This is a genomic window from Hahella sp. CR1 (assembly GCF_029813005.1).
In the GTDB taxonomy this organism is placed as follows: Bacteria; Pseudomonadota; Gammaproteobacteria; order Pseudomonadales; family Oleiphilaceae; genus Hahella.
Window position 1 is genome coordinate 19,084 of record NZ_JAPELK010000005.1, and the last position, 24,985, is coordinate 44,068.

Consider the following 24,985-nt stretch of genomic DNA (forward strand, 5'->3'; position numbering starts at 1 on the left):
TGTAATCCCTCTGACATATAGATCACGCGGCAGATACAGAAGGAAAGATATATAGAGATATCGCTGAGTCCGTTGCGTTCAAGGGTGGGCTTAAAGAAATTTATGGGATGTGGTTTGTCGACGATATCTGGGGCCTGATGCGGCCGCTGATTACTGTATATCTGCATATTCTGACGAATATTGTCATCCTGAATATTGGCTGTAATCTCGGTGGCGTTGACGTGCTGAGCCTAGGCGTTTGAATGATCCTGTACAAAGAAGCCATCGCACAGTATGAGTACAACTTCTGTCACTTGGTTTGAACTCAGGCCAAGTGGCACCAGAAAACATAGTTTTACCTTCCAACTACTATGCGTCGAAACAGAATGTGCAGGAGATTTTAGAAGTGCTCGATAGTAAAGCTGCTGTGGCGACGAACTTGGGACAAAATTGGGACAAACTTAGTTTTCCTGACTGTTTCGAAATCTTAGGAAACTATCCGGCATTTGTAGTTACTTACAAAAAATGAAGTATCAATGTGTTGATCCGCCCCATAGTGCATTAAATCAGTGCCCAACAGCAATTTGGTCACGCTTTAGAGATCGAAAACAATGGGAAAATAACGACTACCTTATGCTATAAATCTGTACGTATCACCGGCATTTCGCCACCTACCTAACGAGTATTGTTATGAAAAGTTCCTATTTACATGGTTTTGAGGATTGCGAAGATTTTCCAGATGCTCTACGATTCTTGGCCTGTTGTCATTAGTTCTATGTTTTTTGGTTAATAATACTTAGCGGTGAAACGGTGGAAAACGCCGTATCGCCTGTAGAAGGATTTGTGGTCACTGAGTATGGAAACTAGCTGGAATTCGTTATTAGACAGAACACTGTTCACTCAGGCGCTAACTGAAGTGAAGAACCTAACAAAGCTGGGATGCCAACACTGCCCAATCAGGTTTTTCACGGGCACCTTAACTTCTGTTATTAAAGACAAACATGCCTTAATTGCACTCTCATGTTTCAAGAGAAGCCTCGTTCTAGGCGATTCTTTAGAAGAAAAGAAAGCCACTCAATCTTGCGCCTATAAAGGCTTCAAAAGAAAACTTGATCAGCTCGCAGAAGGCTACTTCTTCCGTCAGGTTCTACTTTTATTTTTCACTGACTCCAAAAATCTCCTCGCTGACGTCAAACTGTGTCGGTTCGCTGAGTATTCTAGCAATAACACAACCTAACACTGAGCAGTGTTAATTAGTGTAATGGAGGGATTTTCCTCAATCATTCTTAACTGTTGAGATCTAGTCTATCTCTACAGCATAGGGCTAATGATTACAAAAAATTTGCTTCTTGAAAAAATAAGAAATGTATACATGGATAGTTATACTATGGAACAAGAAAAAATCTCTCGTATTTCTTTTAAAAATTGTGTTTTAAACACACTGGTTAAAAATAAAATAAAAGAAATAGCTTATAAGACTGACTATCAATTTTTTCTTTCTCAAAAATGGTGGGTTGCATATTCGTCCGAATTAAATCCAATGCCATTTCGAAAGAATAGGTACTTTCTTTGCCATTCACATTGTGGGTCAGATATCAAAAAAAGTGCAGTTGAGATAAATACTGCTATAGCCGCTTATACCATAAGCTGCATTAAAAACTCCTTCAATATTAGTTTTTCCAAATCAGCTTTTCTAATTTTACTCAGCCAGCGTTACCACACTCTTCCGAAAATTAGCGCATTTGTTGATATAAAAATTCAATAAAATCAGACAAAAAGGGATTAATAAAAATGGAAACTGTAGCTATTGTAGACCCTTACTCGACAGGCCAATATTTGGCTGGAGAGTTTATTTCTAGAGGCTATCATTGTATAGCCGTACATAGCTCCAATGAAATCCCCCCTCTATTTTCGGGGTCTTACATAAGAGAAAACTTCACTGATGAAGTGTTTTTAAATGATAACTATAAAGATATAGTCAAATTTATAAAAAGTAACAACTGTATTGCAATTGTTCCCGGCACGGAATCTGGCGTCTTACTGGCGAACACGCTGGCAAACGACCTAGAAATGCCCTGCTGTGACCACGAGAAGCTTCAGGGGTTACGAGACAAATATGTAATGCAGGAAATAATCAAAAGCGCTGGTATACGCTCCATCACACAATGCAGAACAAGCAGTATAAGCGAAGCACGAGAGTTTATAAAAGAAAACAAACTGGATAATGTTGTTGTTAAACCTATAAGTTCTGCAGGTACAGATGGTGTAAAGTTTTGCAAAAATATAGAAGACATAGAAATTGCACTAAACTCGATAATAAACAAAAAAGATAAATTGGGTAACACTAATTTAGATATTCTAATTCAAGAGTATATAGAAGGCAGTGAGTATGTAGTAGACACTGTGAGCCTAAATGGAAGCCATTACGTCGTAAACACGTCAATTTATAGAAAAGTAAAGCTAGAAAGTGGGTCGATAGTCTACTCTGAAGAAGAATTCATTCACCCCTGTAATCCAGAAGTTTCCGATATTATTGAGTATGCAAAGCTGGTTCTGGACGCGTTAGGTATTAGCTTTGGCGCCGCCCACTTAGAAATAATGCTAGACAAACATGGTCCTGTGCTAATTGAAGTTGGCGCTAGATTACATGGAGCGAAAGCCCCAAGGAACATTCAGTTTATATCGAATATCTCACAAATAGATTTATTAGTAGACGCAGCTATTAACCCGAAACAATTCTTTGAGAGAACTAAAGAGCCGCCAATCTGGACAAAGCATTCGAAAGCGGTTGCGTTAATAAATCACAGTAATGGGAAGGTTATTGGCATTCCGGGTAAGAAATGGGCGGAGACACTTCCATCATACATTATTTCGTTTTGGAACATTGAGTTAGGGCAAAACGTCTCACAAACGAGCAATCTATTTGATAGTCCTGGCTGTATATTCTTAGCGCACAAATGTAAAGACGTACTTGAGAACGATATCAAAAGGATTCGTGAAATGGAGCTTTCCAATAAATTATGGATAACACTATGAACAAAGGACTAATGTACGTAATTATATTTGACATCCTTTCTGCTGCGCAGTCTGTCTGGCTAGGGTCTCTATTACAGGGAATCAGTATTTTCAATATATTATTTATTAATTTTTCCATCATTACCATTGTGTTTGTTGGGCTAAATCTACTAAGCAAAAAAAACAGCGGTAAGTTGACGATCGAAAATGTCGTTTATTTCGTTATATTAAATATTTCCACGTTAGGTTCATGGTTCTTTCTATATAGCTCTTTGCAATACATGGAACCTGCGCTCTCAGCGGTAACTCTGTATGGAATAAACCCATTGGCCACATTGTTTGTAAGTGTATTGATATTCAGGAAGGCAAGCATAATGACAACGCCAAAGGTAGCCGTTGCATTCTTAACAATTATTTCGATGATTGTGGTTGGCATTACTGTTTCTGAAGGGGAGTCGGCCATCACTTCGTACAACAACAGTGAGGTAATGCAAGGCTTCATATTTGCAATACTAACTGGATTTTGTATGGCTGTAATAAACGTTGTGTCAAAGAAAATCTACGATAATGGATTCAACTTATATCAATTAATGTCATTACGCTTCTTCGCCTTGCTTATATTCTCTTTCCTAATGAGTAAAGAAATTTCTATAGATTTCCAGCAGAACATAAGCGCCTTTCTAATAATTGCAATAATTGGAAATGTGATCCCATTGTTGATGCTCCAAAAGGGAATTTCTATAAGTGAACCATCAAAGGTAGCTTACACCTTGCTACTTACACCAATTTTCGTATTTATGTTTCAGCAACTAGACGACAGGATTTCACTTTCCTTACATTCATTGGCGGCTATCTCCACAGTCGTCATTCTTTCTATTGTTGGAACATATATAGATAGAGCCAAGCCCATAACAAAGCGCGCGGAGGCAAGAGCAAATGGATAACCAAAGCACTTCAAGTGGAATTAATATCGTTCCTGTCAGACATGAAACAATAGACAAGCTATTAGAGTTAATTGCTGACTATCAACATTTCTATGGTATTGAAAATCCAGATGGCGCGAAGAATAAAGAGTTTTTTACAGCTATTTTAAACAATCCACAGCAGGGAAGGCAGTTTCTATATTTAAATCCTGCGGAAGAAGTAGTTGGGTTTATCACGTTATATTTCTCCTACTCCAGTGTAAGGGCTGTTGAAAATGTTGTGCTAAATGACCTCTATGTAGCGCCGAACCATCGTGGAAAAGGTATTGGGAGAGAGTTAATTAACTTTGCCTATAATTGGGCCTTAAAACGTGACAAATACTTTTCTTTGGTATGGGAAACTGAAAAAAGTAATAGAAATGCACAATACCTTTATGACTCGATAGAGAATCATAGGAAAAGCGAATGGATTCACTATCAGGTTGTTTGTTAATTATATTTACAAAGCAAGACAAAAGGACGTGACATATGAATTTTTCTATTTTCGAAAACTTTGAGTCGAACGTTAGAAGTTATTGTCGGGCATTTCCGAATATATTCTCTAGCGCACAAAATGCATTTATTTATAGCAAAGAAGGAGAGCGATATATCGACTTTTTTTCTGGTGCTGGCTCTGTTAATTACGGGCACAACGATTCAACGATGATGGAAGCAGTTGTAAGTTACATTAGGAACAATGGCTTACTACAAGGCTTAGACATGCATACGGAGGAAAAGGAGAGATTTATTTCTACTTTTCAAACAAAGGTGCTTCAGCCTAGGAATCTTAATTACAAAATCCAATTTACTGGACCTACAGGCACAAACGCCGTAGAAGCCGCGATTAAACTTGCTAGAAAAGTTACAGGTAGATATACCATCGCGTGTTTCACTGGCGGCTATCATGGCATGACACTAGGTTCTCTTTCATTAACTGCCAACTCAGAAAAAAGACTTACAACTGGCGTTCAGATTCCTGGTATTTTACGTCTTCCATATGACAAATTCTCCGTTCAGGATGTGGATCATCAATTGCAGTTCTTAAAAGATGTATTTGATAAACCTGGAAGCGGATATGACTTGCCAGCAGCTTTTATTTTGGAGTGCGTACAAGGTGAAGGTGGATTAAACGTTGCGTCTTCTATGTGGCTCCAAGGCCTCTCTAAAATAGCAGAAAATATTGGGGCCTTGATTATCGTTGATGATATCCAGGCCGGATGCGGTCGTACAGGTAGTTTCTTTAGCTTTGAAGAGGCAGGTATCACACCAGATATTGTATGCCTCTCTAAGTCAATTAGTGGCTCAGGAATGCCAATGTCGATTAATTTGATTGCACCACATTACGATTCATGGCTCCCTGGTGAACATAATGGCACGTTTCGCGGCAATAACCTCGCAATGGTTACGGCGTCCGTCGCGATAGATAAATACTGGAGTGATTGCAAGTTAAGCGAGAAAGTCACCAAAAACAGTAACTATCTACTAAATAGAATGTTATCCGAAATTGATCCACAAATAACGCCTTATTCCGTAGTTGGAAAAGGGCTGATGATTGGAATTAAGTTTGAAAATCCGTATCTAGCAAAGAACCTTAGTACAAAGCTATTTAATAAAGGCCTAATCATTGAGACATGTGGCCCTAGTAGCGAAGTTCTGAAGCTTATGCCTCCATTAACTATTCCTGAAGGAGTTTTAGATGAAGGTTTTTCCATGATATCTAAAGAAATTTCAAATTTGTCAAATATAGCAGTGTCTGCTTAATAGAGAGAGTTGGCTATAGCGCCATCAATATTAAAAGGAGTAGTTCGTGTATAAAAATATTGAAGAATACGACGTGGTTGGTATTGGGTTTGGCCCAGGGAACATAGCTCTCGCTATTTCTTTAGAGGAGAAAAACTTTACTAACTCCATTCTATTTTTAGAATCTAACACAGCTCCAGACTGGCAAGCTGAAATGTTACTTGATGGATCAGATATTCAGCACAATCCGTTAAGAGACTTTGTTACTCCTCGTAATCCGGTAAGTCGGTACGGCTTTTTGAGTTACCTAAAGTCAGAGAATCGGTTGTTTGAATATCTTAATTTGGGCTTAGAGTATCCGCTTAGAAAAGACTATGCACGATACGTACGCTGGGTTGCTCGTCAATTTGATAAGTGGGTTAGTTATGGTGAAAAAGTTACATCCATTGAACTAGAGAGCAAATACGGGAACCATTGGATAATTAAAACAAGCTTAAACCGAACCATCGCAGCGAAAAGCTTATCAATGGGGCCAGGTAGAACTCCTTACATTCCTCCTTCCTTTGAAAACAAAAAGTCTTCAAGGGTGGTCCATTTCACAAACTATACCAGTGCTCTTTCTAGATGGACCTCTGAGGAAAAACTTAAAAGTGTTGCGGTCATAGGTAATAGTCAAAGTGCTGTTGAACTGGTTTTAGATTTATCATCTAGGTTCAGTGACGTATCAATTCACAATTTGTTTAGAAGCTACTCATATCAATTAAAAGATGTAAGCCCATTTACTGAACAGATATATTTTCCCGAGTTTGTGGATGAATTCTACAATCTTGGCATCGAAAAGCAAAAAGAAGTTACTCAGCGCTTGTGGCGCAGCAATTACAGCTCTGCTGATCATGATGTTCTTCATAACTTACATGTAAAAATTTATGAACAAAAGCTCGATGGCAGAGAGTATATTCACCTCCACAATATGGCCGATATTCAGTCTGTTGAAGAAACATCTGAAGGAATAAAGATAGATTATCAAAGTACGCTGACAGGGAAGAAGAGTAGTATATCAGTAGATAGCGTTATTTTGGCTACAGGCTTTCGTAACTTGGGAGGAGAGGAGCATCAAGAGTTATTTCCTCCTTTGCTTAACAAGGTCGCAGGCTCCTTAAAAAGGCGTGAGGATAACTCTTTACTTGTTGAAAGAGACTATAAGCTGGTAGGAGAGAACTGCTTTATACCGCCTGTTTACTTAAATGGGCTATGTGAATCTACTCACGGATTTGGAGACGCGGGCTCATTTAGTCTGCTATCAGTTCGTTCTTGGACAATCGCAGAAAGCATTGAGCAATACTTTTGTAACTAGGATTTGTATTTTTAAAAAGGGATCACATGTCAGAAGCTATAGCAACTATAAGTAAAATTGAGACTTATATACGTCGCTTTAAAGATGCCACGTTTACAGATGAGTATAACTGTAAGCTTCGGAGACTATTTCCTTGGCAAGGCAAGGTTAATACTCATAGACCAATAACTGAGTTTGGGTGTATCTGGGTTGTTGTCGAGCCTCAAAAAGACGTTGATCGTCACTCTCATGATGAAGAAGAAGCATTTATCGTTATAAGTGGGGAGGCGGTTCTTGAAATAGATGGAGAGCTCACAACCATAAATCATGGCGACATTATATATATACCGAGATTTTGTGAGCATCAGCTTCGTAACATATCTACAACAGTCCCGTTCGTAATGCTCGATGTCTATTGGGACATGGGCGGGAAGTCAGACGCAAGCATTTAATGGAGTAAGGAAATTATTTATGGAACCATCAAGCTTTATTATCACACTACCTCCTCCCACTCCAAATGGAGGATTGCATGTTGGACATCTAAGCGGCCCATTTTTGGCAGGAGATGTCTTTTCCCGAGCAACTAAGATTCAGGGAAAACACTGCTTTGTAAGTTGTTATAGTGACATTCATCAATCTTATGTTCGCGTTACTGCTGAACGACAAGACTGCGATCCGGAAGAGCTATATCAATATTGGAGCAAGGACATCAATGAAACATTGAAACTATATCATGTTTCAGTCGATGATTACTTTGTCCCAGAAGCTGAGAGTGATGCCTTTATTAAGGATATATTCCTTAAGCTTTACAGTAATAAAACTCTAAGTAAAAAAGCATTTCCTTTCTTTTATAGTGAAGAGAATGATTACTGGTATGACGAAGCAGGAATTTCTGGTAATTGTCCAAAATGCCTGGCGTCGTGTAAATGCGGTATATGTGAGGCCTGCGGTGGTCTGAATACAGCTGTAACTATTTTAAACCCCAAAGTAACAAACTCGCCATCCACAACAATAAAACTAGCTTATTTAGATGTTTTAGTACTAGAACTGGAGAAATTTAGAGCGCAATTAATCGAGTTTTACGCTAAGAATCCAAAATTCCGTCAACGATATAAGTGGTTAGTTGAAGATGCTCTAGAGCAAGAACTGCCGGATTTTCCAGTAACTGTCCCAGGAAGTTGGGGTATAAGTTTTGATCATGAAGACTTCCCAGGGCAAGTAATTAACGCTTGGCCAGAACTCATGGCGCAACTGCTCTACAGCTATCAGCGTGCTCTAAACAAAGACAAAGAACTTGGTAGCTATCCGGTTCCAGTTAACTTTTTTGGTTTCGATAACTCCTACTTCTACGCATTTGTACATGCTGCGCTTTTGACACAAATAGATGAAGGGCGTTGGCTTCCATGGGCAACTGTAATAAATGAATTCTATAACCTTGATCACGCGAAATTTTCTACCAGCAACAACCACGTGATATGGGCTAAAGACCTAGCAGAAAGGTGCTCCGTGGATGCTGCCAGGTTCTATGCCGCTTTCAATTCTCCTGGCTTTGAAAAAGCAAACTTCAACGAGTCAGATATGCAAGGAGTGCTAAATCGTACGATAAACTCAGTATGGTCTAGCATTGCCCAACAGTGGAATATTGTTACTTCACAAATGGATATTGGTGCTAATTTAAATCTACCCAGTTTTCCTTTGTGTCAAAGCATTCGCTCTCAGATAATGAAGAGTTATTCTTTAGAGAGGTTTCATCTTAGGCAAGCGGCTGAAGACTTACTTCATTTGCTTTATTACATCGAAAAAGTGCTCATATCTAGAAGCGCTGACTCGTTACAGACTGCCTCGAACCTCATGGTGTGTTTCGCACAGTCAGCCTACCCGTTAATGCCCAATAGCAGCCTTAGGTTGTTCTGCGCACTAACAGCTAGACCAGAAATATCTCTGGAACCAGTTAATACTGTAAAACTTATCCAGCTCCCTCTTTCTCTTTTTTCAGAAGAGAATTTTGTAGTCGAGAATATTAACGAGGGAGTACCCGCTTCATGAACCAATACGTTTGCCTTATGACTTTTTCAGTACTACGAGCCCCTTACGGCGACAGTATTGTTCAGGAGTTTGATGATCGCACGCCAGATGTATTCTCAGAAGCTGAAGGCTCCCCTGGCTTTATAGCCAGGGCGAAGCCTGTTGAAGATATACAATGGATGACTAACTATCAGAAGGATTGGGGCGAGTGGGGCCCTTTCGCTGTGCCTCGTTTCTATCTTGATGGAATTACGCAAGGCCATACGAAGCAAGCGCAGACTATATCAATATGGAAGGATCTCGAGAGCGTATTCAAGTTTGCATATCACGGCCCTCTACATCAGGCAGCCTTAAGAAAAAGTGGTAAGTGGTTTGGTCAACAAGGCTGGCCAATTTATGTAGTTTGGTGGATAGACAAAGATCATCAACCTAATTGGCGTGAAGCGTGCGAGCGGTTAGAGCACTTGAATGATCATGGCAGCACTCCGTTTGCATTTACATTCAAAAAACCATTTGATGCTACAGGACAAGAATACAAAATTATCCGTCCGAACCCTCGTGAGAAGGTGCATCACTAATGTTTCCTGAATGGATGATTAAAGCCCCCTGTTTCCAGGGGGACTCTAACTCTCCGCTCCTAGCCCTGTCGGAGAGTGAGGGACCCAATAAACAGGATCTGATGATAGCCACTTTACTCGCAGCAACTGACAGCCAGATACCAATTCGTATTCGTTATTATGATAACGGTAGATCTGCCGAGAAAGCAGTTGAGGTGGCAAATCAGGTTGTTCAGGATAAATGCGATGCCATCATTGGACATTACAGTAGCGTTGTAGCTTTAGCTGCAAGCGAAGTATATGAAGCTGAAAAGCTTCTATTTCTTGCTCCTGGTAGCTCCCATCCAAGCTTGTGTGAGAAGAAAAATTACACACTACGCTTTTTTGGTTCTGATCTGGATCAGCTTGGCTGTCTAGCTGAAGCATGGAAGCCTTTAAAATCCGTGTTAATAATTGGGCAGCACAATAACTATGGCGAAAGGCTTGCAACAGACCTAAACCGTTTACTGGTAAGTCAGGGTGCTGGCGTAAAGCTAAAATACCTAGATATTGATAGCCCAAGTAATCAAGATATTGAGAACAATATTAAACAATCAGATTGCATATACTTATTAGGGTGTCAGTATTTTTCTTTACAATTGCTTGAAACATACCCTTTTAATAAAGGCTCCAAAATTATTCTTTCTGATGACGCTAAAGGGCCTGAACTGAATGGGGTTGGCTATGACAACATTTTTGTAGCTTATCCTAAAATTTTATCCGATTGCTTACTTGAGTGGCCTGCGGATGTACTCTGTAAGAGGGCGGCAATAATCTCAGGGCGTAATCCTGGGCCATATTTCTACACTAGCTATCTCGCTGCCCGTGTATTAACGCAAGCTTGGCATTCGACATACGACTGGTCCTCGTCGTCAGTGGTTGATATCTTGCGTAAAAAAAGCTGGCATACCCCATATGGTGATTTGGCGCTATCAAACCATGGCGAACTAGAAGGTATGGAGTGGACTCTATATGGTAAGTAATTTTTTCACAATCAAATTATTTCTCCATTTATGACTAACTTAACTTTGATCAGCCCTATTACAAAACTGTGGGACATAATCATTATTGGAGGAGGCCTAGCTGGTAGCTCACTGGCGTACTGGTGTAGCAAACATCAACTTAAAGTTCTTCTACTCGAAGCTGGAAAGTTAGGAGAGGAAGGGGCAACAGCACACTCTAGAGGGATTGTTCGTGTCTATGACCCAGACTACCAGCTTATGGCGCACAGCATAAAAGGCGTTGAGTGTTGGATGGACTTAAATCAAGAGAACCCGGGCCTATTCAGCCAGTGTGGACTTATTTATAGAATACGGCCTGAAAATGAAAATATAGCCAGATCGCGAATCCAAGAATTCTCATCAAGCGCTTACCCTATAGAATTGATAAGTGAGAAACAGGCAGCTAAGCGCTTTTCCTACCTGAATAAACAGGCTTTCCACTCTAGTAATCCTGTTATTTGGGAGCCTCGAGGTGGTTTTGTAAATCCGAGTCAGTCTGCATGCTATTTTGCTGGCAAAGCAGAAGAGTCGGGAGCTATTATAATGGAGAAAGCTCCAGTTACAGATGTGGTTTCTCATACTAATTTTGCATCTGTAAATGTTTCTAAAGGAGTGAGATTAAATGCACGAACAGTGGTAATAGCTGCTGGCGCACATACACCGTCACTTTCTCAGTCAGGACAAATAGTGAGCCGCACAATACCATTAAGCTTGCTTGCGACCTCAGAGAAAAGCTCACCGAAGCAGTGCATTATTGACGAGGTCACTGATAGTTATTTTAGGCCGGAATCTAGTACCCATTTTTTTTCCGGGGGCGCACCTTACTCCATTTCTAACTCACCAGAAACACTTCAGTGGGACATGCACACTTCACACAAGCATCACGTAAATGTCGCTCACAGAATACTCACTGATGAAATTACGTTGTCGGGAGAAAAGAAAGGATATGATGGTTATACACACAACTATCTTCCAGTCGCGTCAATAGATAAAAATATAGCTATATTTAGTGGGTTTTCAGGCAGGGGAGCGAAGTATATTCCGTGGGCGGCAAAAAAATTCACGTTTAAGTTATTTGCACATATAGAGTCCAATCGCACCAGCTAGCACATTATTTACAGACATCAGAATAGGAGAGTGAAATGAAACTTGACGTTAAAGAGTATGCGGACAAAAGTATTCTTTGCTGGCTTGCCACATCAAATATTAAGGGAGAACCAAACGTTTCACCTAAAGAGATATTTTTGGCAGTCAACCCCAATATAATCATTATTGCAAATATTGCATCTCCATGCAGTGAGAAAAATATCAGAGAGAATCCAAGCGTATGTGTAAGTTACGTTGATATTTTCGAGCAGAGAGGGTGTAAGCTGAAAGGTGAGGCTAGAGTAATTGAGCCGGCTGACAGTGAATGGGACAATTATATTGTAAGCCTAAGAAAAATTGCTGGTGACAGCTTCCCGATCAGAAATATATTTGAAGTAACCGTATCTAAAGCCTCAAACATACTTGCACCAAGCTACCAGATAAACCCTCAAATCCAAATAAACAAACAAATAGCCAGCGCAATGAATGCTTATGGAGTTAAGCCCGCGTAATAATCTTCAGTGAAACCTCACTGTTCGTGTCCACAGGTGTGCTCAACTCGCAGCTAAAGCACTATTCGGCAGCTCTCACATAGTTTTCAAGGCTTGGGGGTAGGGTGGATCGTTTGAGCTTTTTTGTCTTGATGTTTCCTTACGAGATAAGTTGCAGCAACGTGAGCTAGTATAAGCACAGAAACTAAAACATGGTTATGTGGTGGAGCAACTCAGGATAAGGTACCAACGTGGACTACGAGCTTATTATTAAGGATATTATTTTCGTTACATGCAATCGATATGATCAGTGTATGAAACTGATGGTTAGTTGCCTGGATATAGTGGAAGACTATTGTCCTAAAATTGGCATTGCAGGGATTAATTCTGCAACGCGCTTCTGGTCAGAAGGAATAGCAGATGCTGATGACTTGCTACAGGTAAGGGTAGAAAGTTGGAAATATCTAGACGATAGGTCTGCTTCAACTAATACGGCAGTTAGAGAGTTCTGCGCACTCCGAGCTGTCATCTGTGTCTTGTATGCTTCTCCGCCGTCAGAAGACAATGCTGAGATAGTCGAGTGCTTTCTAGGGTTTCTAAATATTGTAGAGCCAAACCATGAAGTGCTCTCAGAAAAACTGAGACAAAAAGTGGCGTTACTGTGTTGAACGGCAATGCGGTAGAGTTAGCTTGAGTCTAACGTTAAGTAAGCAATTTTAGCAGCTCCATTGGCCAACCTTCTCCGGGTTGGCCTCTTTACTTTCGTATGTTTGTGATTGCGCGAGGCGAGGTAAGAGGTTCAATTGGATCGCTGTGCCATTTCAAGCCATGGCGCTCGGACATTACCTTTGTGGTAAGTAACTAACAATTCCACGCTATAGTCAGCAACTTTCCACAATAAACTAGCAAACCGGTCTGATCCAAGTTGCTCCCCCCGTCCACAGCAAACGCCGGCTCTCGAGACGCATGCTATCGAGCGCTGCTCTGCTGAATTGTAGGGCATGGTAGCCCTCTGAAATAATCGGGCGACAACTACGCTGACACATGGGACAGAAGTTACCTTGGTTTGCTTTAATTGGCATGTTGCCTGTTGTTGTTTCGGCGGATCTGGCGGCTACAGGGACGTTCATAAGGTCATGAGATCGTTGTTAAGAGTCACGCACCTCGAAAATAAAGCATCCCGTCTCCAAGCTTTTCCAGCTCGCGGAGCGATGAGTCAGCCTTGATGTCGAGTGTTCTGCCACGGATGAATACAACTTTGCCGACCTTGTTCGGGCCTTGTGATGCCGCCAAATCCTCTAAGTTACAGACCCCTCCCCACTCTGGCTCCCATGCTTCCACCACGCCTGTTATAAGCTTTTTATATGTAGACAAACCTGACTCAGAAATTAATGCCTTTGGAATTGTTATAACAACACTATTCCGAAGCCCGGAAGATGCGTTATATAAAGCGCACCGAACACCGAATTCAGCCCCATCTTTATCATTACCTTTGTTCCACCAACCAACTCTATAGCCAAGGTCTTCTATAACTTCGTTGGAGTCATAATAGCGGCTTGCTCCATGTAACAGTTCAGATACAACATTGTCCTTATTGCTCGAATCAATTGGCTCTTCACTCAATGCTTTTTTCCTAGAATTGGCCTTTTTGTACCAACACGAAAATAACGGAGACACTTCCGCTAAGTTTGAGAACATCAAAATGAGGCGGTCGGCGCATTGGCCGACTTCCTCTTTTCGCGGTCCCCAATAGGAGACAACTTTCATTTCTTGAGTTCCTTGTTGAGTTTGGTCTGACCTATAGAGACAGCGCCATACCGATATTTGGCTACCAATGTCGTCCTTTGCTTCCCTCTTAGCAATTAACATCTGTGTAACGTCATTTCATGTCGCTAAATGCTGTACCCTGAGTACCGTAGGATTATGGGGAAAGGATAGCCAAGGAATAAAAATGCATTTGACATTGCGTTTAATGGCAACTTATATTGCATATTCCTTGTTCGACTAAGGAGACTTCTAATCAGGTTCAAAATTTATTAATATGTCGCTCGCTAAATGGAAACAGTGCTCAAATATTGAAAAATCGAGCTATTAAAGCCCGAATTTTGTCTTTGAGTATCTGAGAGAAAAAGAGACGGCAGGGACGCTATCGAAACATTCACTCCTTATTCTCCCTGCTTTCTTTTCTTCTTCAATCTAAAATGCAACTTTGGTTGCTTTGTGGTTCGCCTGCTTAATACTCAGTTCAACCACCAAGCACAATCATTGCTATCGCCTTTATTAACATGAAGTTTTATTGAGGAAGCTATGCTCAGGAACAAGCATATATGGAAATGGTTCGCCCCGCTGGTTATGACGACGGGAGTGGCCCTGGCTGAAAGCGATCAAATAGAAAACACCTTTCTTGCAGCGGCGGATACCGGCAATACGGTGATATCCGGCGAGCAACTAGACGAATTTACTGGGGACGTTAGATGGTCCGTCAAAGAGTTTTCCTTGCCTGGGCAAGGCGGTATGGATATCGACATTTATCGTTCCTTTAACTTGGCGGATCACGGGAAAGAAATACTGGGACCCTGGACCATTGACGTGCCGCGTTTGTCTTATGTAATCAAGGCGTGGAGCGAATGTCGGGATCATGGAGACAAAGGGCAGCACTGCTGGGGGGAACACGAAGTCAGTGGCATTACCTTGGAAATTCCCGGAAGCAAGGCGGTTCCTTTGGTCATAAAAGATGGCGAACTATTATCCGTTCGTGGCGAGGTGGGCTGGAAGGGTAGAATCGACGAGCTGAATGTCACCGCTTATTCCCCCGATGGTAAAACCTACGTCTTTGATCAGAACCAAAGTGCGGACATTAAGAGTAATTATAATGTTGGCGGCCAGCTATTGGTGTATGCCTCTTCTGTAACTGACGCCTACGGTAACTGGATCAAATACAAATACCACAGAAAAGTTTCCACAGACTATGTGAGAAACGGTCAGTGCACCAAATTTCCCATGTTAAAAGCAGAGCGGGAAAGCTGCGAAGGAAGCGATATCGCGGCGAAGGAGCACATATTTCCCAAGCAGATTACAACCAATGATGGACGCCTGATAGATTTCAATTATGGAGAGCCGACGCAAGAAAGCGTGACTTCAGCCTGGCGTTTTGGCGCGGCTTCACCTGCAGGCGTGATTCCTTACCTGAAGGAAATTGTCGTCCATGAGTCAACGGGAAACCGTGTCTGGAAGTATGATCACTATTTTAAGGAAGAGATGGGGCAGCAAATCCATGACGGTCTGAAAACCGTAACGCTTCCCGATAATACGACCTGGAACTTCACCTACATGGATAAGAAAGGCAAGAAGCTTCAATCTATCACTACGCCTACAGGCGCGACGATTACCTACGACTATGAGGTTATCTCCACAACCCACCACCCCAGGGGCGTAGGCCAGTACTCCCTTTCGAAAAGAACGTTGAAGGGGACGGAGTTAGAAGGGGCTGTCACTACTTTCAGTTATGCCGATGTATGGTTCGACAACGACCGTTTTTGGCAAACGGTCAGTGTTTCCCCTTCCGCCAAGACTGAAAAAGTATTCTGGCATACCAACAACAGCATCAACGATGATCGCAAGGCCAGAGAGGGACAGTTGTATTCGGTCAAGGTATTCGAACCCGCCGGCGGAAACCCTCTACGCACGATTGAATACACGTATGACACTTGGGGAAAAGTGGGCCGCTTCTATGGCGAGAATTTGAATATCAAAAACTTGTACGCCATCAAGAATGCGACGCCTCTAATGCAGACAAAAGTGGTAGTGGACGGCAAGTTTATCACCCAGTTTAGCGATTTCACTAACTACTATCAGCCCCAGACCAAGACTGAAATCACGGGCTCTAATAAACGGGTGACGCGTTATACCTATTTGAATCAACAATGGTCATCACCTACCAAGCCGCAGCTAATAGGCCTGCCCAAGCAAATTAAAGTTGAAGGTGAAAATGGAGAATACTGGAGTAGCAATTTCAGTTATCACGACTCCGGCAAACTCAAAGGGAGTAAGGTCGATAATCTGACCACTTGGTTTAACTATCATCCAAGCGGCGACATATCCGATAAAATTTATATCAATCATTTAGGTAATCAGAAGATCACGTATAGCGATCATTTTCGTGGGGTCGCCAGGATAGAAGCTTACCCAGACGGCTCTTCAATTACTCGGTCGGTCAACCCATCAGGAACCGTCGAGTGGGAAGAGGACGGCGAAGGTAATCGCACATACTTCAGTTACGATTCAATGGGGCGGATGACCAAAATGGCTCCCCCGGAAATCGCCGCTACCAGTTACACCTATGAGCCGAATAAATTCATTGAGACGATTGAGGGAACGGAATATCGAAAGGCTATTGCGCTTAACGGCCTAGGGCAGCCCTATCTTTTCAAAGAAAGCGGTAGTGGGCTTGATCCGGTCTACATCCGGCGTGAGTACGACAGCGCCGGGCGTGAAGTCTTTGTGTCATATCCATCTCTTAACAAGCGCGAACGGGAAGGCGTTGAGAAGAAGTATGACGCCCTGAATCGCCCGCTCACCATTATCAATACTGTTGACAATAGCTATATGAAATATTGCTATGGCGTTAGCTGTGTCAGCAATGTTGCGGGTTATGCCTTTGATTATGCTTATACGACCACAAACCTGCGAGGCTTCAAAACCACCCACTTGCAACAAGTGTTTGGGGCTACCACTCAGGCGTGGGACAGCTACTTGATTGAGGATATCTCCAGTAATGACAAGCAAGTCACTTCTATAAAGCGCAATAAAGTCGGAAACCCTATCTCCATTGAGCAAGGCGGGGTGGTTCGGACTTATAGCTACGCATATGACTCGCAACGCCTGAGCGGCGTAAAAGAGCCAGAGCGTAGCGACGTGACGCTAGCGTATGACGACGCAGGTAACTTGCGCACCAGAGCAGTTACTGGCGTGGGAATAACCACATATAGCTATGATGAAATGAACCGGCTTGTCGGTGTGGACTACCCTAGCGGACATGATGTCTCCTTCACCTACGATAGAAACGGACAAGTCAAAACGCTGAATAAGGGGCTCTCCACAAGAACCTATCTGTACACATCATTTGGCGAACTGGATAAAGAAACTCTGACGGTCACCGTTAATACGCCAAAAACGTTTGAATTGGGCTATGCGTACAACGAGCTTGGGCAGATTAAGCGTTTGGACTATCCAAACGGCTTCTACGTTGAATATGGCTTGAATGATCTGGGGCAGGTAACCCGTATTGATTCGCCCCACGGCACGTTGCTGGACCGCGCTCAATACTATCCAAATGGCGTTCTCAAACTATACGAGTATGGAAATGGCCAAGTCATTGAGCAATCGCTCAATAATCGACGTTTTGTAGACCGCACGACTAGCGCGAAAGGCTCCACGGTGGCCTCTGACCTGACTTACGCATTTCTCCATGATGGCAATATCGCCGGCATTCAAAATCACGTAGACAATGCTCAATCCATATATAGCATGGCGTATGACGGCATTGGCCGTTTGATCACTGCTAATGGTCCATGGGGAAGCGGAAGCTTCAAATATGACGCCAAAGGGAATTTGCGAACGAAAAACCTGGGGGCGATGGGGGAGATAAACTATACCTACGATCCCGTCACCAACCTCCTGAGCAACACAACAGGCTCCCTTTATTCTTTCCAATACGATGGTTATGGCAATGTCACCAATAACGGGCGATTTACGATGTCGTATGACCACTCGGGCAACTTAACCAGCATTGTCACTAATAGTAATCCAGTCGCCAACGTTTCCAATTTGGATATCGATTACGAATATGATGGCAATGGCTTAAGGGTGTTGGAGATTCATGACGATAAAGGCATTTACCAGATGCACTCCCAATCAGGTAACGTCATGTATGAAGAAGACCTCATTAATGATATCGCCACTAATTATGTCTACTTCAACGATAAGCTGATCGCTGAAGTAGAAAGAACAATCACGCCGGGTTACTACTGCGCCCCAGGCTGGACGCTGGATGGCGTTACTTGTACCCGCACGCTGATGAAAGATCCTGGTCAAAGCTGTCCAGATGGCTTCGAGATCAAGTTTGGCGAATGCTCGAAAACGGAGTCAGCTAACCTGAAGCTCGTTTGTCCGGCTGGGTATGTTTTTCTTGGAATTGAGAATTGGTGCTGGCACACAGATCAAATACCTGCAACGCCATCATGTCCCGACTCTTTTGACATCAAGCCAAGGAATGGTTGGTACTCCTGTTTCAATCCAAATCACCTGGAATACCAACCAGACGCTGAAATGATTTGTAGTAATGGATGGCGTGCAAATCCCAGCACTCATACTTGTGATCAGGTGGTGCGAGTAAGAGGAGAGGAGACATGTCCCGATGGTTTCTCTAGGTCTGATTCCAAGTGCTACAAAACCACAACTAATCCTGTCAACTATTCCTGCCCCAGCGACTATTCACTTTCCGGCGCTACGTGCCTGAAACATGAGTCGCAGCCAGCGGTTAAAGAAGGATTTTAGGGGATTAGAGACATGGAGTATTTCAAGATGATTAAACACATATGGTTAAGCCTCCTGATAGTGCTCATTAGCGCATTGGGGATAACGGCTCAAGCTGCAACACGAATCACCTACCTGCATCATGACAATTTGGGCTCACCCGTTGCCGCAACGGATGAGTCTGGCGCTGTTTTATGGCGAGAAACCTACGCACCCTTTGGTGATAAGTCCGTCAAATCGGAAAGCGCTACAAATGAGCGGATTGGCTACACAGGTAAGCTTCATGACAACGACACCGGGCTGACGTATCTGAACGCGCGTTATTACGATCCAGTTCTTGGACGGTTTATGGCGGTAGATACAGTTGGTGCCTTAACGGGCGGAGCGGGTCATTTTAATCGTTATTCATACGCCTACAATAACCCTTATAAATATACTGACCCCACGGGATTTTTGGGGATGTGCGGCGGAGCATGTGGGGATTCCCCGGCAGGGTTTGACCCTGAAACGGATTGGGAAAAGACTCGACTTGAAAGGGCCAACAATATGTCAGATTTTATTGTTGGGCTTACGCCTTGGGGGACATTAGTTGACACGTTCGGTGCTATTTATGGCTTTAATCCGATAACGGGCGAAGAGCTTTCTCCCTTAGAACGAGCAATAGGTGTTGTTCCTGGTGTATCGGAAGCCAAAAAAGTTAGCAAACTGAATAATTGGAAGCCACTGGATATAATGGACCCTGATAACTGGAACGGATGTGAGAAATGTGCCCGATATATCCGGAGGCAGATTGGAGGGGATATATATAGAATAGAGGCTAATGCTCCAGCGTTAGGGAAATATCGAGATAAGAATACTGGTTGGGCTCACCACGATGTTGTAGTGAAAGATGGTCGAGTTTATGATGCATTTGGGCCTGCGGAAGGGGTTCCTATAGATAAGTTTAAAGATCTCTTTGAGTATTCCGACGTGATTAATTTTGGGTTCTAATTGCGATGAAAGATTTTATTGATAAAATTAAATGGTTTAAAAGATATCGCCATATGTATTTGCCCGCTGGCACTTTAGATGAGGCAACGGGCTTTGTTTCTGGTATGGATTTTATGCTAGGAAATGTATTTGGGGATGGCTTTAGAAATTGGCTACTGAAGAGCAAAATAAGAGAGAAATCGTCTTTTTCTTGGCCAAAGCTAGTCTCATTATATATTGAAGATCAGGGGGTAGGTATCGATTGTCAAGTTGATGTGTTTCTTGATCTGATTTTTGAATACATTGAAACTCATTGGAGTGACGTGGGAGATTAATTGAGGCTTATCTGGGCTAAAACTTACTGAAAGTCAGACCCGATTTTATAATTGAATATACCGTTTTTGTAGGGTGGAGCCTGGACTTTTCTGGGCTTTTCCCTCTATTCATTAAAAGGGGGGGATAATATCAAATAAATACTCGGTTAAATTTAGCTTCACCTCTAAAATTTTGTCTTCTATTTGGATTCAATTAAGTATTGATCCTGCCCACAAAGATTAGACATGCCATTAAGCGACTTTTTGAATCGCCCTGGTTTTATCGGAGGCAGTTTTATTTGAGTCATGCAGCTGCAGACTCGGCTTGTTGATAATACAGGTTTTCGTATTCGACGCGAGGTACATCTCCTATCGACTGTAACAATCGACGATTGTTGAACCACTCCACCCAGGTGAGGGGCGCCTGTTCTATTTCATGCAGCCCTTTCCAGGGCCTTTTTTTGTGGATAACCTAGCCGTTGATAGTTTCCGCCAGGGCGTTGTCGTAGGAGTCTCCTACGCTTCCGACAGAGGCCTTAAACCCCACCTCAACCAGGCGCTCAGTGTACTTGATCGACAGGTACTGGCTGCCGCGATCGCTGTGATGAGTGACCCCCTTGGATTTTTCCTCGCGCCCACAGCGCCTGCTCCAAGGCGTCAAGCACAATATCCGTCTGCAGGCTTTTGAGCGCACGCCAGCCTACGATATAGCGCGAGAAAACGTCCACAACGAACGCCACGTAAACGAAGCCTGACCAGGTGGCAACGTAGGTGATGTCTGCGACCCACAACTGGTTCGGACGCTCAGCGCAGAAGTTGCGATTAACCAGATCCAGCGGCTTGTCGGCCAGTTCATCGGGAATGGTTGTACGACAGGACTTACCGCGCCGCACGCCTGCCAGCCCCGTAGACCTGCAAGTTCTCCTCGTGCACTCGTGTAATCTCTGGCTTGAGCTCTTCATCCCGCTTTGCGCGATCACAGCGCTGCTCCGGGTTAGCGGCCAGATGTTTTTGGCGGTAGTAGGTGGACGGCGCCATCGGCAAGACTTTGCAGATTGACTCGACACCGTGCGCTTCCCGTTCCTGGTCAATGAACTTAACCATTACTTCGGTTTGCGGTCGAGCTCCGCCTGGGCGAAAAAAGCCGCCGCCTTTCGCAGAATCTCATTGGCGCGTTTAAGCTCACGGTTTTCCCGTTCCAGCTCTTTAAGGCGGGCGGCGTCCTCGCTGGTTGTTCCAGGGCGCTTACCTGTATCCACTTCCATTTTGTTGACCCATGAGCGTAATGTCTCAGGAGTGCAACCAATCTTTGAAGCGACAGACTGTATCGCCGCCCAGCGGGATTTGTGTTCGTGTTCGCCGGTCAACACCATGCGCACAGCGCGTTCACGTACTTCGGGGGAGTATCCAGATCGTTTGTTCATAGGCTAATTCTCTCAAGAAGATTAGCCTCCGACAAACCCGGGGCGATTCATTGCCCAGGTTCAATCCCTGGCTTGCCCAGTAGTTAAAATGGTTGGCAACAGTGACAGTCCCACTTACATTACCAAAACCCTTTTTAGGTGTTCTGATACTGAAATACTGGTAAAAGGTTCGAATACCTTCTATGGATGGTTGGTTAACCCGCAAACATCTCCGAACATTGTATGTCGCACCGTCGCTTTGAAAATTGCCGAAGTCCTCTCCATTGCTGCAGTTGGAAGGATCGTATGAGCCATAGCTTTCTATAACGTAGTACTCAATAAGAGGATTTCTTGTCCATCCATAGAGCGCCAAAAAGGCATTTTGAGAACTGGAAACGCCAAAATCCCCTTCATAACTAACAATCTTTGGCCCACCAGGATTCCAGCCCTTGCCGCCAACCCAGTTGTTTGTACTGTTGTTCCACTGAGATGCGTATCGCCCCCCAGAAAGCAGAGTGAAGGAGGCGTCCCCAGAGTCTTTCCAGAAGGAGTAGTAGTAACCTTCATGGAAGCCGGTTTCATTTGATGTTAAGGGTTGAGCGTCAGTTGTGGATATTAAAAGGAAAAAGATAGAGAGGCTGATGAGAGCTTGTCGTAACCAACCCTGCGTAAATCGAAGATAACAATCCTCTGAATTGCAGGTCATTTCCATTTTGACATTGGTCATCCCTAACTCCACATACTGTCAGGTGTATTAATCAATCTAGTTTGGGCAGTTTGTCATGTCAAATAATGACTTTGCTATCTGCTAATTGTTCTATCTTGTCATCCGCTATTTGTTCTATTGGAACTTCACTATTAAAGAGCACGCTAGGACCTACAGCACTTGTAAATACCCCTTTCAACAAGGTTTGCTCCCGTTATCACTCCCTGAAAAGCTGTCGCAGTAATGCTTCCTCTGCTTTGTATTATTTGTTGTTAGCTTGTATGAGGCGATGCGGGTTCTAGCATCATTTTTCGTATTTTGGTTAACCCGGAGCCTCTGAAATTGACCCGACTTTGTACTTTTGGTGGCGTAGCTCTCCTTTGCTTTTTCGTTAGGTAGGCCTATACGACTTTATTCAAATGAATTTTCTTTGTAAACAGAATGTTACGTTTCTTGCGGGGGCGAGGAATTGCGGCCTTGTTGTAGTTGGGGCAAGGGCATGTAGAGCATGGATATACAGCCCGCATAATTGATCCTGTTCCGCCGTAGGCGTCCAGTCGGTTCCCGTCAGATGGGACAAATCCTGTCTTAGTATTTAACCCGGCGGCGGTAACGCCGCCTGATCGCTCAGAAAATCTATGAAGGCTTTTATTCTGGCGCTGGTGAGGCGGCGGCTGGCGTGTAGCGCCCAGACTTCCACTGGTGGGGTGGGCAGGCGTCCCCAGTCGACCAGGGTTCCGGTGGCCAGATCCTGTGCAATTAAAGCATAGGGCAAGATGGCGACCAAACCGCCGGTGAGCACCGCGTCGCGCTGCATCAGCGGGGAGGGCAGACGTAGTGCGCTGCGAAGCAGGTAAGCCCGTTCAATTTGGCCATCCAGCACGCGTAGCGTGCGTTCGTCTGGCGTGCTGGAACGAGTGACCGCAGGTATGGGAACTGTTTCATCACGGGGTTGCGAGAGCCCGGCCGGGGCCACGAGGTGTTGGACGTTGCGCAGTATGCAGCGGCCGACAAGCTGGCTATCCGGGCGGGGATTGACGCGAATGACGACGTCATACCCTTCTTCAATCAGGTCCACCTCGCGCTCTTCCACCGTCACCTCCAACTGGATTTCCGGGTAGGCCTGCGCAAACTCGGCGGCGCGCCGTCCCATCACCATATGTCCAAACATCATCGGGCAACTGACGCGAAGGCGGCCGCGGGCAGGAGCGCGGTCGTGGGTCAACGCGGTCACCGCCTCATTCAGATCGGCCAGAAGATCGCGTGTTCTTTCGTGCAGCCATTGTCCTTCTTCAGACAAGGCGAAAGCCCGGCTGTCGCGGTTGATCAGACGAATGCCCAGCTGATCCTCTAATCCCCGAACCTGCCGGGAAAGCGTGGCTTTAGGTTTGCCAGAAGCCTGTTCCGCCCGACTGAAGCCGCCATGGCGCGCGACGAGGTCGAAGTGCGCCAGGGCGTCCAGGACAATAGCTTGTTTCATTTATGGAACGCTCCGTCAGAATATTGGTTATTTATTGTCATTTGTGGGATGGACTATTCTACCCGAGTTCCATTCGCAGGGCGCAAGCAGACGGCTCTTAAACCCCGCCCCGTAGCGGTTGTTGTATCGCGCCTGTCGTAAGTTGTCCGAGTTACAGAGGTGTAAAAAGATGTCCCGAGACCAAAACGAACTCTTCACCAACCATCCCGTCAGCCCGGCCGATCTCGCCGTTGTAGACGCCATACGCCAGCAAACCGCTCCTTTCAAAGGCATGCTCAATGGGCCGCAGGCGCGTGACAGTTATAATCAGATGATAGAAGAAACGCCCGCCGCTGCTGGTGTGGAGTATCACTCCGATACCGTGGGCGGCGTGCCGGGAGTCTGGGTGCGGGTTAAAAACACGCTTTCCGGCGCGGTTATTCTCTACTTGCACGGCGGTGGTTATGTGGTGGGTTCCGCGCATGCCTACCGGCATTTTGCCGGGCAATTCGCCGCGCGGACGGGAATCGATGTGTTTATCGCAGATTACGGACTGGCGCCCGAGCATCCGTTTCCGTCAGCGTTGAACCAGGCGAAAGCGGTATACGCGGGGCTGATTGCGGCGGGACGCCAACAGATCGCCATCGTGGGGGATTCCGCAGGCGGTGGGCTTGCTCTGTCACTGGCTGAGCAGATCGGCGCTGACAAAGAGGGCGCTTATGGGCTCGCGCCGGTTTGCTGTGTGACCATGTCTCCATGGACCGATCTGGCTCTGACGGGGGCGAGCCACGAAGAGCGCGCCGAAGAGGAGTTCTATCTGACGTATGACGCCGTGGCGGCATTTGCTGGATATTACCTTGCTGGCCACGATGCGTATGATCCAAAGGTTTCGCCCCTGTATGGTCAGCATTCCGGACTGCCTCCGTTGCAGATTCATGTAGGGACGGCGGAGATACTGCTGAGTGATTCCCTGGCGTACGCAGAGAAGGCGCAGGCAGCCGGAGCCGTGGTCAGCGCGCATGTCTGGGAAGCGATGCCGCATGTCTTTCCTAATGGATTTGCTCAGATTGACGCGGCGGAACGCGCTATGCAGTTGATGTCTGAGTTTCTTGTCTCTCACTTTTAAACGTGATCGGGGAGAGCGTCATTATGGCGGTTGGGCGATGATTCGCCTCGCCAATGCTTTTCGGCGCTCTTCTCAGACTCTTTCAATGGTCGCGATCTTGAACCGCAATAAGAGAATTGGCGGGGAATGGGCTATAAGTACTTGTTATAGTGATGAGTTCCCTGTCCGCGCTGCAAGCGTGCGACGTACTTATATTTAGCTAATACGCCGGCGCGTCCTAACGCAGGCTGTAGCCCAACACTGACC

The 24,985-nt window shown here is 44.5% G+C and carries 21 protein-coding genes, 1 pseudogene and 1 other annotated feature; of the genes and pseudogenes, 18 read left to right on the forward strand and 4 right to left on the reverse strand.

The annotated features are described in order from the left end of the window. Positions 1-107 precede the first annotated feature (107 nt). The 14 genes from ONV78_RS13260 to ONV78_RS13325 all read left to right on the forward strand — a co-directional run bounded on the left by ONV78_RS13260 (position 108) and on the right by ONV78_RS13325 (position 12,896). A complete protein-coding gene (locus ONV78_RS13260; RefSeq protein WP_279503707.1) occupies positions 108-242 on the forward strand; it encodes a hypothetical protein in 135 nt (44 codons plus the stop codon). A gap of 1,124 nt (positions 243-1,366) precedes the next feature. Further along, complete coding sequence (locus tag ONV78_RS13265; RefSeq protein ID WP_279503708.1) at positions 1,367-1,744, forward strand: hypothetical protein; 378 nt, start codon at positions 1,367-1,369, stop codon at positions 1,742-1,744. 26 nt (positions 1,745-1,770) lie between these two features. Then, positions 1,771-3,015: an ATP-grasp domain-containing protein gene (locus ONV78_RS13270; RefSeq protein ID WP_279503709.1), complete on the forward strand. Its 1,245-nt coding sequence runs from the start codon at positions 1,771-1,773 to the stop codon at positions 3,013-3,015. Next, positions 3,012-3,938: an EamA family transporter gene (locus tag ONV78_RS13275; RefSeq protein ID WP_279503710.1), complete on the forward strand. Its 927-nt coding sequence runs from the start codon at positions 3,012-3,014 to the stop codon at positions 3,936-3,938. Before ONV78_RS13270 ends, ONV78_RS13275 begins: the two co-directional genes overlap by 4 nt. After that, positions 3,931-4,410: a GNAT family N-acetyltransferase gene (locus ONV78_RS13280; protein WP_279503712.1), complete on the forward strand. Its 480-nt coding sequence runs from the start codon at positions 3,931-3,933 to the stop codon at positions 4,408-4,410. The genes ONV78_RS13275 and ONV78_RS13280 overlap by 8 nt, the downstream gene beginning before the upstream one ends. Positions 4,411-4,445: 35 nt before the next feature. After that, positions 4,446-5,717 (forward strand): diaminobutyrate--2-oxoglutarate transaminase, encoded by a 1,272-nt coding sequence (gene ectB, locus ONV78_RS13285; protein ID WP_279503713.1) that lies wholly within the window; start codon positions 4,446-4,448, stop codon positions 5,715-5,717. A 46-nt stretch (positions 5,718-5,763) separates the two neighbouring features. Beyond that, a complete protein-coding gene (locus ONV78_RS13290) occupies positions 5,764-7,050 on the forward strand; it encodes a SidA/IucD/PvdA family monooxygenase (protein ID WP_279503714.1) in 1,287 nt (428 codons plus the stop codon). A gap of 26 nt (positions 7,051-7,076) precedes the next feature. Then, complete coding sequence (locus tag ONV78_RS13295; protein WP_279503716.1) at positions 7,077-7,481, forward strand: cupin domain-containing protein; 405 nt, start codon at positions 7,077-7,079, stop codon at positions 7,479-7,481. A gap of 19 nt (positions 7,482-7,500) precedes the next feature. Further along, positions 7,501-9,075 (forward strand): class I tRNA ligase family protein, encoded by a 1,575-nt coding sequence (locus tag ONV78_RS13300; protein ID WP_279503717.1) that lies wholly within the window; start codon positions 7,501-7,503, stop codon positions 9,073-9,075. Continuing rightward, positions 9,072-9,632 (forward strand): DUF3291 domain-containing protein, encoded by a 561-nt coding sequence (locus ONV78_RS13305; RefSeq protein ID WP_279503720.1) that lies wholly within the window; start codon positions 9,072-9,074, stop codon positions 9,630-9,632. The genes ONV78_RS13300 and ONV78_RS13305 overlap by 4 nt, the downstream gene beginning before the upstream one ends. After that, positions 9,632-10,633 (forward strand): ABC transporter substrate-binding protein, encoded by a 1,002-nt coding sequence (locus ONV78_RS13310; protein ID WP_279503722.1) that lies wholly within the window; start codon positions 9,632-9,634, stop codon positions 10,631-10,633. Before ONV78_RS13305 ends, ONV78_RS13310 begins: the two co-directional genes overlap by 1 nt. A 30-nt stretch (positions 10,634-10,663) precedes the next feature. Next, the gene (locus ONV78_RS13315) at positions 10,664-11,758 is read left to right on the forward strand and encodes an FAD-dependent oxidoreductase (protein WP_279503724.1); all 1,095 of its coding nucleotides are present in this window, start codon (positions 10,664-10,666) and stop codon (positions 11,756-11,758) included. A 35-nt stretch (positions 11,759-11,793) separates the two neighbouring features. Further along, the gene (locus ONV78_RS13320) at positions 11,794-12,249 is read left to right on the forward strand and encodes a pyridoxamine 5'-phosphate oxidase family protein (RefSeq protein ID WP_279503725.1); all 456 of its coding nucleotides are present in this window, start codon (positions 11,794-11,796) and stop codon (positions 12,247-12,249) included. Between the two features lie 230 nt (positions 12,250-12,479). After that, positions 12,480-12,896, forward strand: coding sequence for a hypothetical protein (locus ONV78_RS13325; protein WP_279503726.1), 417 nt, complete (start codon positions 12,480-12,482; stop codon positions 12,894-12,896). A 487-nt stretch (positions 12,897-13,383) separates the two neighbouring features. Here ONV78_RS13325 and ONV78_RS13330 read toward each other — a convergent pair whose 3' ends face one another. Beyond that, on the reverse strand, positions 13,384-13,995 hold the full coding sequence (locus tag ONV78_RS13330; RefSeq protein ID WP_279503728.1) for an Imm52 family immunity protein: 612 nt from the start codon (positions 13,993-13,995) through the stop codon (positions 13,384-13,386). A 540-nt stretch (positions 13,996-14,535) separates the two neighbouring features. Here ONV78_RS13330 and ONV78_RS13335 point away from each other — a divergent pair. The 3 genes from ONV78_RS13335 to ONV78_RS13345 are packed head-to-tail and all read left to right on the forward strand — an operon-like array spanning position 14,536 to position 20,066. Continuing rightward, positions 14,536-18,783, forward strand: a complete 4,248-nt coding sequence (locus ONV78_RS13335) for a hypothetical protein (RefSeq protein WP_279503729.1) — start codon at positions 14,536-14,538, stop codon at positions 18,781-18,783. 12 nt (positions 18,784-18,795) lie between these two features. Further along, positions 18,796-19,752 carry an RHS repeat-associated core domain-containing protein gene (locus ONV78_RS13340; RefSeq protein ID WP_279503730.1) on the forward strand — a complete coding sequence of 319 codons (957 nt, stop codon included), beginning with the start codon at positions 18,796-18,798 and terminating at the stop codon, positions 19,750-19,752. Between the two features lie 5 nt (positions 19,753-19,757). Further along, positions 19,758-20,066, forward strand: a complete 309-nt coding sequence (locus ONV78_RS13345; RefSeq protein ID WP_279503731.1) for a hypothetical protein — start codon at positions 19,758-19,760, stop codon at positions 20,064-20,066. A gap of 283 nt (positions 20,067-20,349) precedes the next feature. Here the strand turns inward: ONV78_RS13345 and ONV78_RS13350 are convergent. From ONV78_RS13350 to ONV78_RS13360, 3 genes and pseudogenes are all read right to left on the reverse strand, one after another. Continuing rightward, positions 20,350-21,469: pseudogene (locus ONV78_RS13350) on the reverse strand (IS3 family transposase). Continuing rightward, positions 21,075-21,191 (reverse strand) — a sequence feature (AL1L pseudoknot). Its footprint overlaps the pseudogene before it by 117 nt. After that, entirely contained in the window at positions 21,432-22,175 is a 744-nt protein-coding gene (locus tag ONV78_RS13355; RefSeq protein ID WP_279503732.1) for a glycoside hydrolase family 11 protein, read from the reverse strand. Before ONV78_RS13355 ends, ONV78_RS13350 begins: the two are co-directional and overlap by 38 nt. A gap of 574 nt (positions 22,176-22,749) precedes the next feature. Further along, on the reverse strand, positions 22,750-23,634 hold the full coding sequence (locus tag ONV78_RS13360; protein ID WP_279503733.1) for a LysR family transcriptional regulator: 885 nt from the start codon (positions 23,632-23,634) through the stop codon (positions 22,750-22,752). Positions 23,635-23,803: 169 nt separating this feature from the next. Here ONV78_RS13360 and ONV78_RS13365 point away from each other — a divergent pair, with 169 nt between their 5' ends. Continuing rightward, complete coding sequence (locus ONV78_RS13365) at positions 23,804-24,739, forward strand: alpha/beta hydrolase (RefSeq protein WP_279503734.1); 936 nt, start codon at positions 23,804-23,806, stop codon at positions 24,737-24,739. Positions 24,740-24,985: the final 246 nt, after the last annotated feature.